At 63.7% G+C, this 15,854-nt stretch carries 10 protein-coding genes; 9 read left to right on the top strand and 1 reads right to left on the bottom strand.

The annotated features are described in order from the left end of the window. Window positions 1-8 precede the first annotated feature (8 nt). Window positions 9-2,738, bottom strand: a complete 2,730-nt coding sequence (locus tag PQQ86_RS10735; RefSeq protein ID WP_408266432.1) for a winged helix-turn-helix domain-containing protein — start codon at window positions 2,736-2,738, stop codon at window positions 9-11. A 149-nt stretch (window positions 2,739-2,887) separates the two neighbouring features. On the opposite strand from PQQ86_RS10735, the gene PQQ86_RS10730 reads away from it, so the two are divergent. From PQQ86_RS10730 to PQQ86_RS10690, 9 genes are all read left to right on the top strand, one after another. Beyond that, entirely contained in the window at window positions 2,888-4,144 is a 1,257-nt protein-coding gene (locus PQQ86_RS10730; protein WP_408266430.1) for an acyl-CoA dehydrogenase family protein, read from the top strand. Between the two features lie 51 nt (window positions 4,145-4,195). Continuing rightward, window positions 4,196-5,311 (top strand): saccharopine dehydrogenase family protein, encoded by a 1,116-nt coding sequence (locus tag PQQ86_RS10725; protein WP_408266428.1) that lies wholly within the window; start codon window positions 4,196-4,198, stop codon window positions 5,309-5,311. Between the two features lie 78 nt (window positions 5,312-5,389). Then, window positions 5,390-6,631 carry a thiolase family protein gene (locus PQQ86_RS10720; RefSeq protein ID WP_408266426.1) on the top strand — a complete coding sequence of 414 codons (1,242 nt, stop codon included), beginning with the start codon at window positions 5,390-5,392 and terminating at the stop codon, window positions 6,629-6,631. 98 nt (window positions 6,632-6,729) lie between these two features. Next, window positions 6,730-8,334: an AMP-binding protein gene (locus tag PQQ86_RS10715; RefSeq protein WP_408266424.1), complete on the top strand. Its 1,605-nt coding sequence runs from the start codon at window positions 6,730-6,732 to the stop codon at window positions 8,332-8,334. Between the two features lie 51 nt (window positions 8,335-8,385). Then, on the top strand, window positions 8,386-9,135 hold the full coding sequence (locus PQQ86_RS10710) for an electron transfer flavoprotein subunit beta/FixA family protein (RefSeq protein ID WP_408266422.1): 750 nt from the start codon (window positions 8,386-8,388) through the stop codon (window positions 9,133-9,135). A gap of 17 nt (window positions 9,136-9,152) precedes the next feature. Further along, window positions 9,153-10,100, top strand: coding sequence for an electron transfer flavoprotein subunit alpha/FixB family protein (locus PQQ86_RS10705; RefSeq protein WP_408266420.1), 948 nt, complete (start codon window positions 9,153-9,155; stop codon window positions 10,098-10,100). A gap of 14 nt (window positions 10,101-10,114) precedes the next feature. Beyond that, the gene (locus PQQ86_RS10700) at window positions 10,115-11,905 is read left to right on the top strand and encodes an acyl-CoA dehydrogenase C-terminal domain-containing protein (protein ID WP_408266418.1); all 1,791 of its coding nucleotides are present in this window, start codon (window positions 10,115-10,117) and stop codon (window positions 11,903-11,905) included. Window positions 11,906-12,141: 236 nt separating this feature from the next. Further along, the gene (locus tag PQQ86_RS10695; protein WP_408266416.1) at window positions 12,142-12,747 is read left to right on the top strand and encodes an OmpW/AlkL family protein; all 606 of its coding nucleotides are present in this window, start codon (window positions 12,142-12,144) and stop codon (window positions 12,745-12,747) included. A gap of 220 nt (window positions 12,748-12,967) precedes the next feature. Then, complete coding sequence (locus tag PQQ86_RS10690; protein WP_408266414.1) at window positions 12,968-15,712, top strand: winged helix-turn-helix domain-containing protein; 2,745 nt, start codon at window positions 12,968-12,970, stop codon at window positions 15,710-15,712. Window positions 15,713-15,854: the final 142 nt, after the last annotated feature.

Raw genomic sequence — 15,854 nt, 5'->3', positions numbered from 1 at the left:
GGCGTGCGCTAGCCGGTCGCAACCAGGCCCAGTGCCTGCGCGCGCGAAACCGCGTGTGCGCGCTTGTCGACGTCGAGTTTCACGAAGACGTTCTTGACATGAGTCTTAACGGTTTCAGGTGCAATCCCCAAGGTGCGCGCGATCTCCTTGTTCGACTGCCCCTGGGCAATCAGCTCGACGATGCTGCGCTCCCGTGCGCTCAACGGCTCCCGTTCCATGTCGCGCCTGGGCGTGACGGGCTCGTAGAGCGCTCGCCAGCCGTCTAGCAGGCGATCGATGTAAGCGACGATCTCCTTCGTCTGCGGGGTGGAACGCGTGTCGTCGCGAACCGCCTGCAGGAGCGGTCCGATTTCGGGCCCCTGGTCGAGAATCGAGCGGTAGATACCGCTATTGGCGCTCAGGACTTCGCGAAAGATTTCGACGGCGCGGGTCTGGTTGTTCGCGCGCAACCAGACGAGCGCGATCACGGTGCGCAAGCGCAGCGCGAGATAGTCGCCGTGCCGGCTTTCGACGCTTTGCAAAGCGGATGTCAACGCCACTAGGGCTTCCTCTGTCCGGTTTTCGGCCATCGCCACCCAGGCCACCGCAATCGCGCGGTAGGTTTCGATCTCCGGCGAGACGGCATGCTCCGCGGGGCAATGGGCGCCTGCCAGCTGATCCAGTTGCACGACACAGGCCGACGCTTCCGTCACCCTGCCTTCAGCCAGATAGAGCCGCCCGCGCTCGACGAGAACGCCGGCAATCAGCCGGTCCCAGCGGCGTGCGTATCCCAGAGCCTGTGCCTGATCGAGCAGCGCATAGGCCCGCTCGGCGTCGGAACGTGCGATAGCGATCCGTACCAGCACGCGGTAAGCGATCAAGGTGCTATCGAGCAGCACTGCCAGGTCGATCACCGGCATGAGATCGACGAGTAACGCTTCCGCCTCGTCGAGCCGCCCCTGCTCGTACCAGATCTGCGCAATCATGGGCGCGCACAACGCGGCCGAGATGGATTTCGGACCGGCATGGCGCTCGGCGAGCTGGATCGACTCGGTGAAATAACGCTCGGCGAGCGCGAAGTGCATCTGCTGCATCTCCGCATGGCCGAGCAGGCATAGCCGGTAGACCGAGGCGAACACGTTGCGCTGGTCTTCCTCGAGCGAATAGGGGATCCACGGTGTCGCGTACAGCGCTTGCAGGTTGCCCGCTTTCCAGTGCGCGAAGCGCACGACGTTGGAGACGACGTTGGTGGTCCAACTGTCTGTCGACGACCGTTCAAGGCACGCCTGTGCGATCGCCAGCGCGCGCGGCGCGTCGTCTTGCAGCGCGGCCACCACCGAGCGGATCGCCCGGCACTCCCAGCGGATGTTGTCGGCGGCGTCGCCCGAGCCCGTACCCGTGTCGCGCTCGATCTCATCGAGTATCGCGAGCGCTTCGTCAAAACGCATCGCCAGCGCCATACCCCACGCGATCGCGAGCGTGATCGTGACCTGCCCGCGCATCAGATGCGCCGGGAATTGCCGTTGCCAGCCGAGCAGCGTGAGCAGGTCGCCCTTCGTGACGAGCGCCATCGCGCAGTGAGCCATCAGGGAGACGGCGTCTTCCGTATCGCCCGCGGCGATCGCGTGCTTGACCGCGTCTGTCCACCGCGCCTCTTTGGCGTACCACTGGCACGCACGACGATGCAGGCCCACCACCTGATCGGGATGCCGGGTTTCGACCCGCCGATGCAGATACTCGCCCATGAGATGGTGATAGCGGAACCAGCGTCCATCGATATCGAGCGGTTCGAGCAGCAACTGGCGTGCGGAGATCGTGTCCAGCATGCCTTGTGCCGCCGCCATGCCGGTCACCGCTTCGCATAGCGGCGCCGTCAGGCGGTCGAGTATCGACGTGCGCTGCATGAACTCGACCATCTCGGCGGGCAAACGCTTCAGCATGTCTTCAAGGTAAGCGGCGAACGGCCGGGACGCGCCGGACGGCGCGCTCACGTCCCAATCCGGTTTGCCTTCGTCACGCGATAGCACCGAGGCCGAAATGCGCAGCGCCGCCGCCCAGCCTTCCGTGCTCGCGAATAGCGACTTGACGCGGGCAGCGCGCGACTCGCCTGGGCATTCGTGTTCGACAAAGCTGCGCGTTTCGTCGAAGTTGAAACGCAGTGTCGACGCATCGATTTCCAGCAGGTCGTTGCCCGCTCTCAGGTTGGCGAGCGGCAGCGGTGGATCGGTGCGCGTGCAGACCACGACATGTACGTTCGACGGTGCATTCACGATGAAGTACGACATGGCGTCGTGAATGGCGGGCAGGCTGATCAGGTGATAGTCGTCGACGAACAGGTAGACCTCGTCGTCGACGTCGACGAGTTCGTTGATCAGCGTCGACACGACTGAATGCGCCGGCACGAGTGACGCCTCGGTTGTCAGGCTGACCGCGGACACACCGACGCTTGCGCACGCATTGCGCAATGCCTGCGCCAGATGATGGAAGAAGCACGCGGGCTCGTCATCTTCCGTGTCGAGCGAGAGCCACGCGACATAGGCGCCGCTTGCATTCAGCCCGTTGAGCCACGTGAGCGCTAGCGATGTCTTGCCAAAGCCGGCGGGCGCCTTGATGACCGTGAGCCGTTTGTATTCCGCCTTTCCTGCAAGAGAGAGCAGGCGCGGCCGATCTATCAATCCGGTGGGCAGGCGCGGCGGAAACACCTTGGTTGCGAGGAAGAGAGGCGGCCTGATCGGGGACGGCGCTTCTATCACGTGCATTAATTGCTCCGGGCGTTCGGGTTGACCCTGGCTGCCATTCCCCCTCCATGCAATCGCGTTCCCCTGTAAGGGGGATGTTGCATGGGCTCGCGCCGGGACACCATGGATTCCATAGAAATCATACGCCCAACCACCTCGAAGGAGGAGACATGTCAACCGCAACGAATCACATTGCAGCGCACAAACTCGGCCCGCTCGGCGCGCAGCCCGAACTCTCCGAGATGAACCAGATGGTCCAACAAAGCGTGCATCGATACGCAGAAGAGGTCATGCGTCCGATCGGCGTCAAGCTCGATCGCATGACGCCCGAGGAGGTGATCGCCCAGGGCTCGCCCTATTGGGAGGCGCGCGACAAGTTTGTCGGGCTGGGTTTTGGTGTCGACGGACTGCTCGAGCTCGAACCCGCCGAACGGGCGACGACGATGAGCATCCTGTTCGAAGAACTCGGCTGGGGCGATTCGGGACTCGCGATCACCTACGGCGCAGGCCTGCTGCCCGCACTGATGAGCGCGGTGTCCGGCAACCCGTTTTGCCGTGCGCTCACACCGGACGCGAAGCTCGGCTGCTGGGCCATCACGGAACCGGATCACGGGTCCGACATGCTCGACGCGAACGGCATGATTTTTCATCCGCAGGGCTCATACGGCCGCCCTAACTGCGTGGCGACGCTGCGCGGCGACGAGGTGATCATCAACGGGCAGAAGTCGGCGTGGGTGTCGAACGGTATCGCCGCCGACGTCTGCATTCTCTATTGCGCGGCGGACAGCGGCAACGGCGCCGACACGAAACGCGGCGCGGTGGTGATCGTGCCGCTCGACGCCAAAGGCGTCTCGCGCGGCAAGCCGCTCGACAAGATCGGCCAGCGCGCGCTCAACCAGGGCGAACTGTTCTTCGAGAACGTCACGTTGTCGAAGGAGCACCTCCTCGCCGGCCCCGACCAGTACGTCGACGCGGTCTACGCGGTCCACACGTTCGCCAACGCGATCATGGCCAACGTGTTTGCCGGCACCGCGCGCGCCGCGTTCGAGCTCGCGCTCGCTTACGCACATGAACGCAAGCAGGGTGGTTTGCCGATCATCCGCCATCAGTCGGTCGCGTCGCGGCTCTTTCATATGTTCCGCAAGGTCGAAGCCGCCCGCGCGCTCGCGCAGCGTGTCGTGCATTACAACTTCACCGCGGCGCAGCCTTCACTGCACGCGGCAATGACGGCGAAGGTCACCGCGACCCAGACCGCGTTCGAAGTCGCCAACGACGCGCTGCAGATCTTCTGCGGCAACGGGCTCACACGCGAGTATCCGATCGAAAAGATCTGGCGCGACGCACGCGCGTCGATGATCGAGGACGGCTGCAACGAAGTGCTGGCGATCAAGGGTGGCTACTACCTGATCGATCCCGAGCTGCTTTGAACGGCACCGCGCGCCCAAGCAATCCGATGACAACCTGAAGGAGACGACGAAATGGCAACAAAATACGAAGTGGTCCTCTATGGAGCGAGTGGCTACACGGGCAAGCTCACGGCATGGAAGCTCGCCGAACGCGGTATTCCGTTCATTGCCGCCGGGCGCAGCAAGGAGCGGCTGGAAGAGGAGCTCGCGAAGGTGCCCGAACTCGCCGGACACGACTATCAGTGCGTGGCGGTTCAGCACGAAACAGGCGCGCTCACCGAATTCTTCAAGGGCAAGAAGGTGGTGATCAATATCGTCGGGCCGTTCATGCAACTCGGGCGCCCGGTGGTCGAAGCGAGTCTCGCCGCCGGTTGCAACTACTTCGACACCACCGGTGAAACCGACTGGATGTCGCTGTTGAAGCGCACGTATGGCGAAGCCTTCGCGGCCCGGGGTTTGGCGCTGTGCCCCGGCAATTCGTACATGTGGGCCGAAGGCAATCTCGCGGCGGAGATCGCACTCGAGACCCCGGGCATCGACACGCTCGACGTGCTCTATCTCGGCGACTCGGAAGTGAGCGTCGCGTCGACGATGTCGTTTCTGCGGATGTGCACGCAACCGCAGTTCTACCTGCGCAACAAGCAACTGATGCAGTGGCCATGGGCAACGCCGTATCAGGTTCACGTGCCGGGTGAGCACATGTTGCTGAATGCATTGCCATGGAGCGGCGGCGGCGAGCCGGTCTGGTACCAGGACGACCCGCGCGTGCGCAATTGCCAGACGCTCGTGTCGTTCAGAAATCAGGAGCGCTTTCTCGCGGTGGTCGGCCTGCTGAAGAAGTTCGAGGAAGAGTGCCGCCACCTCGATCCCGCCAAACAGGAAGAAGTCACCAATGAGTGGGGCAAGGCCGTGACGCAGGTCGAACCCCCGCGCGAAAACCCGGACGTGAATCGCTGCACGTTGTCGTGCCAGGGGCGCGGCAATACGAATTCCGTCAGCGTGATTCTGCGGGGCAATTCGCCCTATGCGCAAACCGGCGTGCTCGGTGCGGAGGCGGCGCGACGCGTGCTGCGCGGGCAATTGCACGCAACAGGTTTCGTTTCGCCGGCGCAGGCGTTCGGCGCGCGCAACCTGGTCGCCGCGCAGGCCGAGGAAGGTTACCTCGCCTATGAGGTCAAGAGCGTTTGACGACGAATCGGACGGCTCGCGCCGGCGACTTGTGGCTTATGACGTGTGGCGCGCGCCTCCTGGCGATGGAGAATCGACATGGGTAACGAAGTGTATATCGCGGGCGTCGGCATGACGCCCTTCGGCAAGCATCTGGAAACCAGCGTGAAGCAGCTCACGCGCGCGGCAGTGGAAGACGCGCTCGCGGACGCAGGCTGTGACAAGTCGCAGTTGCAGGGCGCGTTTTTTGGCAACTCCACGCAGGGGCACATGGAAGGCCAGCACATGATTCGCGGCCAGCTTGCGCTGCGGGCGATGGGCATCGACAAGGTCGCGGTGATCAACGTCGAGAACGCCTGCGCGAGCGCGAGCACCGCGTTTCACCTCGCGGTGAACTACGTGAAGGCCGGTGCTGCCGACATCGTGCTCGCGGTGGGCGCCGAGAAGATGTTCTCGACGGACAAGGCGCGCACCTTCAGCGCCTTCGACGGTGCGTGGGACGTGCATGACACCGAGAACGGCAAGCGTCGGCTGCTCGAGATGGGCGAGGGCATCGAGCCGCCGGCCGGCAGCGTCTCGACGAAACCGTACAGCGTGTTCATGGATATCTATGCGTCGATGGGCCGGATGCACATGCGCGAATTCGGCACCACTCAGCGGCAGTTTGCCGCCGTGTCGGCCAAGAACCACGGACATTCGGTTCACAACCCGCTCGCGCAGTACCGGCAGGCTTACTCGATCGACGAGATTCTCGGCGCACCGCCGATCACCTATCCGCTCACCCTGCCGATGTGTTCGCCCGTCAGCGATGGCGCGGCCGCGGCGATCGTGTGCAGCGAAGCCGGCCTCGCGCTGTTAGGTGGGCGGCGCTCGCGCGCCATTCGTGTGCTGGCGTCCGTGCTGCAAACCGGCAGCGACCGGCCGGCCACGGCGCTCGACCGGCATCTGGTCCGGCAGGGCTCGTTGCGCGCGTATGAGCAGGCGGGCGTCGCGCCGCAGGATGTCTCGGTCGCCGAGGTCCATGACGCGACGGCGATAGGCGAAATCATCCAGTCCGAAGTGCTCGGATTGTGTGAGCCGGGCATGGGCGGAGTGGCCGCGGAACGAGGCGAGACGACGATCGGCGGGCGGATTCCGATCAATCCGTCGGGCGGTCTCGAATCGAAGGGGCATCCGATCGGTGCGACAGGACTCGGCCAGCTTTACGAACTGGTGACCCAGTTGCGCGGTGAAACGGGCGCTCGGCAGGTCGAGGGCGCGCGCATCGCGATCGCGGAGAACGGCGGCGGACTGTGCGGCGTGGAAGAGGCCGTTGCCAGCATCACGATTCTCGGGCGTTGAGGCCGAATCATGAGAACGCGCTTGAAGCCGCACGTCAAGCCGCGACAGATTCCGCACACGCGCAAGACCGAACCGCATCTGCAAGGAGAGAGGGCGCCATGAGCACCACACCCGAAACCACGTTGGCCGCGTTGCTCGCCAACCGCGTCGAGACCATGCCGGATCTCGACGTGCTGACCGTCGAAGGCGCCGGCGTGCGGCCCGATGAGGTGCGCACCTACCGGCAACTGTGGGAGAACGGCCAGCGGCTCGCGCAGGTCTTGATCGATCAGGGTCTGCAACCCGGCGAGCACTTCGCGCTGCTGATGGCCAATCACGCGGAGTTTATCGACGCGATGGTCGCGGCGTCGATCTCGGGCACGGTGTTCGTGCCGATCGATCCACGCGCACGCGGCGAGAAGCTCGCCTTCATGCTCGACAGTCCGGGCTGCCGTGGCGTTATCGCCGCTGACTATGCGCTCGACAACCTGCTTGCCGTGCGCGCTTCGCTCCCGCAACTGTCCTGGGTGATCGGGCTCGAAACGGACGAGGGAGCGAAGCCGCTCACCGATTTCCCCGGCGTGTCGTCGTACCGCGCGTTGCTGCCGAAGCACGTGCCCGAATTGCCGATCGTGGCCCGCGATCCCGACAGCGCGATGCAGTTGATTTTCACGTCCGGCACCACGGGCGATCCGAAGGGCATTGTCATGACGCACCGCCGCTATTGCGGCACCTCGGCGGCGGTGTCGGCGCTGTTTGGCTACGTGTCTGGCGACCGGCCGTATTCGGGACTGTCGCTCACGCATGCCAATGCGCAGATCGTGACGCTGGGCGCCTCGCTCACCGCCGGCATGCGCGCCGTGCTGTCGCGCCGCTTTACGAAGTCGCGTCTGTGGGACATCACCCGCAAGTACCGCTGTACGACGTTCACGCTGCTTGGTGGCATGACCACGGCGGTCTACAGCGAGCCGAACAAGCCCGATGACGCGGACAACCCCGTGCGCTTCGTGATTTCCGCGGGGATGCCCGCGGCGATCTGGAAGGCCTTCGAGCAGCGCTTCGGCGTGCAGATCGTCGAGTTCTACGGCGCGGCGGAAGGCGGCATCACGGTCAAGCCGCTCGGCGCCGGCCCGGTGGGCAGCATCGGCAAGCCGGCGCCGATTCTCAGGCACCGCATTGTCGACGACGACGGCAACGACTGCGCTCCCGGCGTGCCCGGCGAACTGCTGTTCCGTCCAGCGGATGGCTCGCCGTTCAAGGTCGAATACTTCGGCAATCCGGAAGCGTCGGCGAAGAAGTGCAGGGACGGCTGGCTGTACATGGGCGACGTTGTACGCGAAGACGAGAACGGTTGGCTCTTCTTCGAATACCGCAAAGGTGGCGGCATTCGCCACAACGGCGAGTTCATCAATCCGGCGCCGATCGAGAAAGTGATCGCCGAATCCGGTCTGGTCGAAGACGTCTACGTGTACGGCGTGAAGGCCGCGTCGGGCGCGCCCGGCGAAAAGGATGTGGTCGCGGCGGTGGTGCCCAAGGACGCGGCCCGTTTCGACCCGCAGCAGATATTCCGCGCATGCCGCACGAAGCTGGAAGCGAGTTCGGTCATCTCCTGGTTGCAGGTGGTGCCCGAGATCCCGAAGACAGCGTCGGAAAAACCGCTTGAACGCTATCTGGTCGACATGTTCGACGGCCAGCGTAACAGCGTGTTCGCTGAGACCCCGTGACGGTGTGACGGTGCGCGGCAAACCTTAAGCAATTTTCAGATGGAGTAGGCAATGAAAGTACTTGTTCCTGTCAAACGCGTCGTCGACGCGAATGTGAGGGTCCGCGTAAAGGCCGACGGCAGTGCTGTCGATATCGCCAACGTGAAGCTCTCGATGAACCCATTCGACGAAATCAGTGTTGAGGAGGCCGTGCGCCTCAAGGAAGCCGGCGTCGTGACCGAGGTGATCGCGGTTTCGTGCGGCGTACAGGCGTGCCAGGAAACACTGCGCACCGCGCTGGCGACGGGCGCCGACCGCGCCATCCTCGTCGACACGGACGCGGAGTTGCAGCCGCTTGCGGTCGCGAAGTTGCTGAAGGCGCTAGTGGATAAGGAGCAACCGCAACTGGTGTTGCTCGGCAAGCAGGCGATCGACGATGACTCGAACCAGGTCGGCCAGATGCTCGCGGCGCTGCTCGGCTGGCCGCAGGCGACCTTCGCTTCGAAGGTCGCGATCGAAGCGGGCAAGGCCACGATCACGCGCGAGATCGACGGCGGCCTCGAAACGATCGAAGTCGATCTGCCGGCAGTCATTACCGCCGATCTCCGCTTGAACACGCCGCGCTACGCCACGCTGCCCAACATCATGAAAGCGAAGAAAAAGCCGCTCGATGTGGTGACGCCGGACGCGCTCGGTGTCGACGTCAAGCCGAGGCTAACCACGCTCGGGCTCACAGAGCCCGCCAAACGCGAGGCAGGCATTCGCGTCGCCGATGCAGCCGAACTGGTCGACAAGCTGCATAACGTCGCCCACGTCATCTAACCCACAAGGGGAGAAAAATGCCCGTACTCGTTATTGCTGAGCACGACAATCAGGCGCTCAAGACAGCGACCCTGAATGCCGTCGCCGCCGCCGCCCGACTCGGCGACGACATTCATGTTCTCGTGGCCGGCTCGCAAAGCGCTGCAGTCGCCGAACAGGCGGCCCGTATTGCCGGCGTCACGCGAGTTCGTTGCGCCGACGCTGCGCACTACGGCCATGCGCTGGCCGAGAATCTGGCGGCGCTCGTCGTGAAGATTGCCGCTGACTATAGCCACGTGATCGCACCCACCACCACGACCGCGAAGAACGTGATGCCGCGCGTGGCCGCGTTGCTCGACGTGGCGCAGATCTCCGAGATCATTGCCGTCGATTCCGCCGATACGTTCGTACGCCCCATCTATGCGGGCAACGTGCTGGCAAAGGTGCGAAGCGCCGACCCGATCAAGGTGATTACCGTTCGAACGACGGCCTTCGCGGCCGCGCCCGCCGAAGGGGGCACCGCCGCCATCGAAGCGTTGGAGCCCGCCGCTGCGGTGCCAGGCTCGCGTTTCGTGAGTCACCAGCTCACCCGTTCGGAACGCCCGGAGCTGACGTCCGCGCAACGCGTGATCTCTGGCGGCCGCGGCATGGGTTCCGGCGAAAACTTCGCGCTGATCGATGACATTGCCAACAAGCTCAACGCGGCGGTCGGCGCGTCGCGCGCTGCGGTCGATGCCGGCTTCGCGCCCAACGATTATCAGGTGGGTCAGACCGGCAAGGTCATCGCTCCGCAGTTGTATATCGCGGTCGGCATCTCCGGTGCGATCCAGCATCTGGCCGGGATGAAGGACTCGAAGGTGATCGTCGCGATCAATAAGGACGAGGAGGCGCCGATTTTTCAGGTTGCCGATTACTGGATCGTGGGCGACCTCTTTAAGGTCTTGCCGGAGTTGTCCCGCGAACTGGACAAATTACAACAGGATTAATGCGGGAGCACATGATGAGCACTTATATTGCGCCGTTGCGCGACATGCGTTTCGTGATGACGGAACTGGCAGAACTCGGCGAGTTGTCTTCGCTGCCGGGCTACGAGGAGGCGACCCCGGAACTTGCCGAGGCGGTACTCGAGGAGGCCGCAAGGCTTGCGACTGAAGTGCTTGCGCCGCTCAACAAGCCGGGCGACGAACAGGGCGCGCGGCTGGCGCCTGATGGCGTGGTGGCCGCCGACGGTTTCCCGGCTGCCTACGGGCAGTTCGTTGCCGGCGGTTGGGGCGGCCTGAGCGGCGACCCCGAGTTCGGCGGCCAGGGCTTGCCCGAACTCCTGCAGGCGGCGACCGTGGAAATGTGGAACTCGTCCAACATGGCGTTCGCGCTGTGTCCGCTGTTGACCGCCGGCGCCACCGAGGCGTTGCGCCAGCATGGTTCGGACGAGTTAAAGGCAGGTTATCTGCCGAAGATGGTCAGCGGCGAGTGGACCGGCACGATGAACCTGACCGAGCCGCAAGCCGGTTCGGACCTCGCCGCCGTGCGCAGCAAGGCTGTACCTGATGGGGATCACTATCGCCTCTCCGGCCAGAAGATCTTCATCACGTGGGGCGATCACGACATGACGGATAACGTGATTCACCTCGTGCTGGCGCGCACGCCCGACGCGCCCGAAGGCGTGCGCGGCATCTCGCTGTTCCTCGTGCCGAAATTCCTCCTCAACGCCGATGGATCGCCGGGCGCGCGCAACGACGTGCACTGCGTGTCCCTCGAACACAAACTCGGCATTCACGCGAGTCCGACCTGCGTGATGAGCTTCGGCGATCAGGGCGGGGCGATTGGCTATCTGGTGGGGCAGGAGAACAAAGGCCTCGCGCATATGTTCACGATGATGAACGAGGCACGGCAAAAGGTGGGTATCCAGGGGCTCGCGATCGCGGAACGCGCTTATCAGCAGGCCCGCGAATACGCGAAGGAACGCATCCAGGGACGGCTCGCGTCCAGCAAATCGGGTGGCGCCGTGGCCATCATCCATCACCCGGATGTGCGGCGCATGTTGATGACGATGAAGTCCCAGGTCGAAGCGATGCGTGCCTTCGCGTACGTGATGGCCGCGGACATGGACCGCGCGCATCGTGACCCGGACGCCGGTGAGCGCGCACGTCGGCAGGTGCGTGTCGATCTTTTGATCCCCGTGTTGAAGGCATGGTGCACGGAGCTGGGCGTCGAGATCGCGTCGACGGGTGTGCAGGTGCATGGCGGGATGGGTTACATCGAAGAGACGGGTGCATGCCAGTTTCTGCGCGACGCACGGATCGCGCCGATCTACGAGGGCACGACAGGCATTCAGGCTGCTGACCTTGCCGGTCGCAAGCTCGCGTCAGACAAAGGCGCGGGGATGGCTGAACTTGTTGCGGAGATACGTGAGACCGCGCTGGAGCTCGCGCGCAGCACGGATACGCAAGTGGCGTCCGTGGGGGCGGCGCTCGCGGCCGGTGTAGAGGCGCTTGAAGATGCCACCGCCTGGATGCTGCAAGCCTTGGCGACTCAGCCCGATGCAGCGCTTACCAGTTCGGTCGATTACCTGATGCTCACCGGCTACGTGTGCGGCGGCTGGCAGATGGGGCGTGCAGCGCTCGTTGCGTCAGAAAAAAGCGCGGCGAATGAGGACCCGGACTTTCATCGCACCAAGCTTGCCACTGCGCGCTTTTACGCCGACAAGATCCTGCCCAAAGCGAATGCGCTTCTGGAAGCGATTCGCAGCGGGGCGTCGGGCGGGGCGAGTCTCCCAATCGAGCAGTTCTGAGCGGCGATACAAGAGGTGCCGCGAGAACCGGTGTCGATGTAAAACCATTGATATGCAATACGAAATAAAGTGGAGGGGATATGTTTAAAAAACTTGCATGCCTTGTGTTAATACCAGGCGCGATATGTACCAGCAACGCGATGGCGCAGAGTGCCGGCAGTCTCATAACCAGCGTGGGTGGCGTTTGGCTCGACTTTGCCCCGTCTTCCGCAACTTCGTTGCAGAGCAGTTCGGCTTTGGGCACATTCACGTCAACGGGCACGGGTGGTCAGATACATAACACGTTCACCCTGGAGCTCTCGAACACGTATTTCGTCACGGACAATATTGCCGTTGACCTGGCGGCGGGCATACCACCCAAGCTCCAGCTCTTTGCGCAGGGCAACGCCACACCATTCGGTGCAGGCGGGCCATCGCTCAATCTGGGAAATCTGCAGCCACTCGCTACCACCCGTTCGTGGTCACCCATTCTGTTCCTGAAGTATTTCTTCTTCGACGCGCAGGCGAAGCTGCGCCCGTTCGTCGGTGTCGGCGTGAACTACACCTGGTTCTCGCATACCAATCTCAATTCGACATTCGGTGGCGCGTTGCAGCAGATTGCGGGACCGGGCGGACAGGTGACGGCATCGCTCAGTCCGTCATGGAATCCCGCTTTTGTCGCGGGCGCGTCTTACAACATCAGCAAGAACTGGTACGCGACTGCGTCGGTGACCTATCTGTCACTCAAGACAAATGCGACGGTCAATGCGGTGGCTGCCAACGGCCAGACGGTGTTGTCCAACAAGACGCGCATCACGGCGGATCCGGTGATCGTCTTTGTTGGACTGGGATACCGGTTCTAGCCAGAAGAGAGTGCCCGGCTTTCCGCTTCGGATTCGACGGTGGGATTGTGGGGCCAGAGGATACGCATGGGGATAGTACCCACCCGCATCGGGTGGGTGGCCGTCAGATTGCACCGGGATGTGGTGTTGCAATCTTATACTCGGACCCAATGCGTTCCGTGGTGACGGCATAGGTCGCCTGCCTTTGCACACGTCCTTTGGTCTCTTCAGTTTTCCCAGCATGTCCGATTCCGGTGAACATTCAGTAGACGTGCGCGTCTCGCCCAGACTGGCTTTCGAGGCGGTGACGGGCACGAGGCTGATTCCGCCTCGTGGTGCACGGCAACTCATGCCACGCGAAGCCTTGATGGCGCGGCTGCTCGAAGCGCGGCGGCAGCGCTGCGTGGTGATTCAGGGACCCGCCGGAAGCGCCAAAACCAGCACGATGCTGGCCCTGAGGCAGGCCATGCTGACGCTGGACTTCGACGTGGCCTGGCTTTCGCTCGCGCCCGAGGACGACGACCTGACGGCGTTCTTTCACGGTCTGCTCGCAAGCCTGGCTACCGTGGATCCGGCGATCGCGCGCGAAGCGGAACTGCTGGTCGGCCGCGAAAGCGACGAGAGCGCGGTCGAGCATTGGGTGATCACGCTCGTTCGCGGCATTGCTCGCCGCAAGCGCGAGCTGGTCCTGATGCTCGACGACGTTCATTACCTCCAGAACGCCCGGATTCTCGAGGCGTTGCGCTGGCTGCTCGACTACGCGCCGCCGCAGCTTCACGTGGTGCTGGCTTCGCGGCGGGCACTGCCCGTCTCGCTGGCACGTCTGCGCTCACAGGGTTTGGCGACGGAACTCGATCGACAGGATCTGCGTTTTTCGGCTGAAGAGTCAGAGCGGTTCTTGCGCGAGCAACTCGGTGACATTGCAAAGCGGGACGCGCAGGTCGTCCATGAACTGACGGACGGCTGGGTAGCAGGCCTGCAATTGTTCGCGATCGACCTGAAAACCCGGAAAGGCGCGGCTTTCGCGCCTGCGACGGTGCGCGATGCCGAAACCTTCGCCCGCTACTTCGAACGCGAGGTGCTGGTGCGCCTCGCCCCCGACGATCTGCTTCTGCTTACTCGCGCGGCGTTGTGCGAACGATTTTGCGCGCGCCTCTGTGAAAGCTTGATGTGGCATCCGGGCACCGTTGGAGACGTCGCCTCCACGCTCAGCCGACTGGAAGAAGACAACCTGTTCATCACCCAGATGGGTGTGGGGCAGGACGGCGAAACCTGGTATCGCCTGCATCCTCTGCTGCGGGAGGTCCTGCAGCGCCGGGTCGCCGAACTGCCGGCTGCGGAATTGCGCGAACTGCACGCGGCGGCCTGGCAGTGGCTCAGTGCACAAGGTTATGTCGACGAAGCCGTGCATCATGCCGTCCTGGCAGACAATGCACAGGCTGCCGCGGACCTCGTGGAAGGGTGCGCGCACGATCTGCTCGCGCGAGGCGAACTCCGGCAGCTTGCGGGCCTCGTACGCCGGCTGCCTCCGGTGCAGATTGCGGGACGCTTCGATCTGCGCGTGATCACGGCCTACCTGCAAATGTACGCGGGTGAAACCGACGCGCTCATGCAAAGCATTCAGCAGATCGCAGCGCGTAGCGAGCGCCCGGATCCGCGTCAGCGCTACGCGCTCGCGCTGCTTCGCGGCGGCCTGGCGCTACAGCGCGACGATACGGATTCGGTCGTGGCGCTATTGCCGGAACTGCAGCGCGTCCCGCCAGACGCGGACGATTTCACCCGCGTAGGTCGCGGCAATATCCTCTCGTGGATGTTCATCCATCGTGGTGAATATGAACAGGCCCGCAAGGTTCTGGAGGAGGGGGCGCCGCATGGCGGTGCGCCGCGCGGCATCCTGCTCGGTCGTTGCATGAGCGGTATGACGCATGCCGCCGAGGGGCAGGTGCTGCTCGCCGAACGGGTTTTCTGCGACGTGCTGGCGCAAGCAGAGAAGCAGGGACCGGCCTACGTCGGCATTGCGTGTATGGCTGCGGCGTTGCTCGGCGAGGCGCTTTACGAACTGAACGATGTCGACGTTTCACGCAGGCTGCTGGACGAACGCATCGACGTCCTTGAGCGTGTGTCGATTCCTGACACTGTCTTGCGGGCCCTGGTGGTGCTCGCCAGCGCGCACTGGTCCGCCGGCCGTCGGCTCGAGGCGCGCGACTGCCTCGAACGGCTCGAAGACCACGCGAAGCGTCATGGTGTGGACCGTCTCCTCGCCAATGCACTCTGTTTGCGCGCACGCTGGCTGCTGGAAGAAGGCAGTCTGGATGAAGCCGAGGCGGCGTTGTTGCGCTGCGAAGCGCTGGCGGCGCGTTATGCCGGCGCGGTACGTAGCACGGCGTGGGAAATCAGGGTCTGTGCTGATCTCGCACGCATTCGCATGTGTCTGCATCTGAACGATTTCGACGGCGCGATGAACCGGCTGAAGCCACTCAGTGCGCTGTCCGAAGCGGGCGGACGCTGGTGCCGCGTAGCCGCACTGCGTTTGCAGATGGCGATTGCCGAGAAGGGACGCCACAACGATAGAGCGGCACATGAGCATCTGGTGGAGGCCTTGCGTATAGGCCACCGGTTGGGGCTGATGCGCAGCCTGCTGGACGAACTCGGCGAATGTCGGCAAATCCTCGACGCGCTGCCGCTGGAACCGGGCTTCGATCCCGTGCTGGCCTTCTACGCACAGCGGCTGATCGATGCCGGCGCGGCGACGGCGCCTATCGAGCCCCAAACGGCTGCGATGCATGTGCCGATCCAGTCGCTCAGCGAACGCGAAAACGAAGTGCTGGGTCTGCTCGCGCTTGCGCTGCCCAACAAGAAAATCGCACGCGTCATGGACGTATCGCTCGATACCGTGAAGTGGCACCTGAAGAACATCTACAGAAAGCTGGAAGTGACCGGCCGTGATGGCGCTGTCGCAAGGATGCGCGACGCAGGCGCACGATAGCCGCTTTCTCGCTCACTCGCTCGCGAGACCATCCGTCTACCCATCCCACTCCACAAGGGTAGGCTTCTTCGCCCTTACCTCCGCGCACAATGCATTCATGGAAGCAGCCGGCCGATAAACCCGGTCCGCGCTGCCAACGCAT

It is taken from the genome of Paraburkholderia sediminicola (assembly GCF_046026675.1).
GTDB lineage: Bacteria > Pseudomonadota > Gammaproteobacteria > Burkholderiales > Burkholderiaceae > Paraburkholderia > Paraburkholderia sediminicola_F.
This window is presented reverse-complemented; position numbering and strand designations above follow the sequence as displayed.

Bases quoted from the DNA above. Each gene is read 5' to 3' on its own strand.
- PQQ86_RS10720 (WP_408266426.1), top strand. From the start codon at position 5,390: ATGGGTAACGAAGTGTATATCGCGGGCGTCGGCATGACGCCCTTCGGC.
- PQQ86_RS10725 (WP_408266428.1), top strand. From the start codon at position 4,196: ATGGCAACAAAATACGAAGTGGTCCTCTATGGAGCGAGTGGCTACACG.
- PQQ86_RS10730 (WP_408266430.1), top strand. From the start codon at position 2,888: ATGTCAACCGCAACGAATCACATTGCAGCGCACAAACTCGGCCCGCTC.
- PQQ86_RS10700 (WP_408266418.1), top strand. From the start codon at position 10,115: ATGAGCACTTATATTGCGCCGTTGCGCGACATGCGTTTCGTGATGACG.
- PQQ86_RS10710 (WP_408266422.1), top strand. From the start codon at position 8,386: ATGAAAGTACTTGTTCCTGTCAAACGCGTCGTCGACGCGAATGTGAGG.
- PQQ86_RS10690 (WP_408266414.1), top strand. From the start codon at position 12,968: ATGTCCGATTCCGGTGAACATTCAGTAGACGTGCGCGTCTCGCCCAGA.
- PQQ86_RS10705 (WP_408266420.1), top strand. From the start codon at position 9,153: ATGCCCGTACTCGTTATTGCTGAGCACGACAATCAGGCGCTCAAGACA.
- PQQ86_RS10715 (WP_408266424.1), top strand. From the start codon at position 6,730: ATGAGCACCACACCCGAAACCACGTTGGCCGCGTTGCTCGCCAACCGC.
- PQQ86_RS10735 (WP_408266432.1), bottom strand. From the start codon at position 2,738: ATGCACGTGATAGAAGCGCCGTCCCCGATCAGGCCGCCTCTCTTCCTC.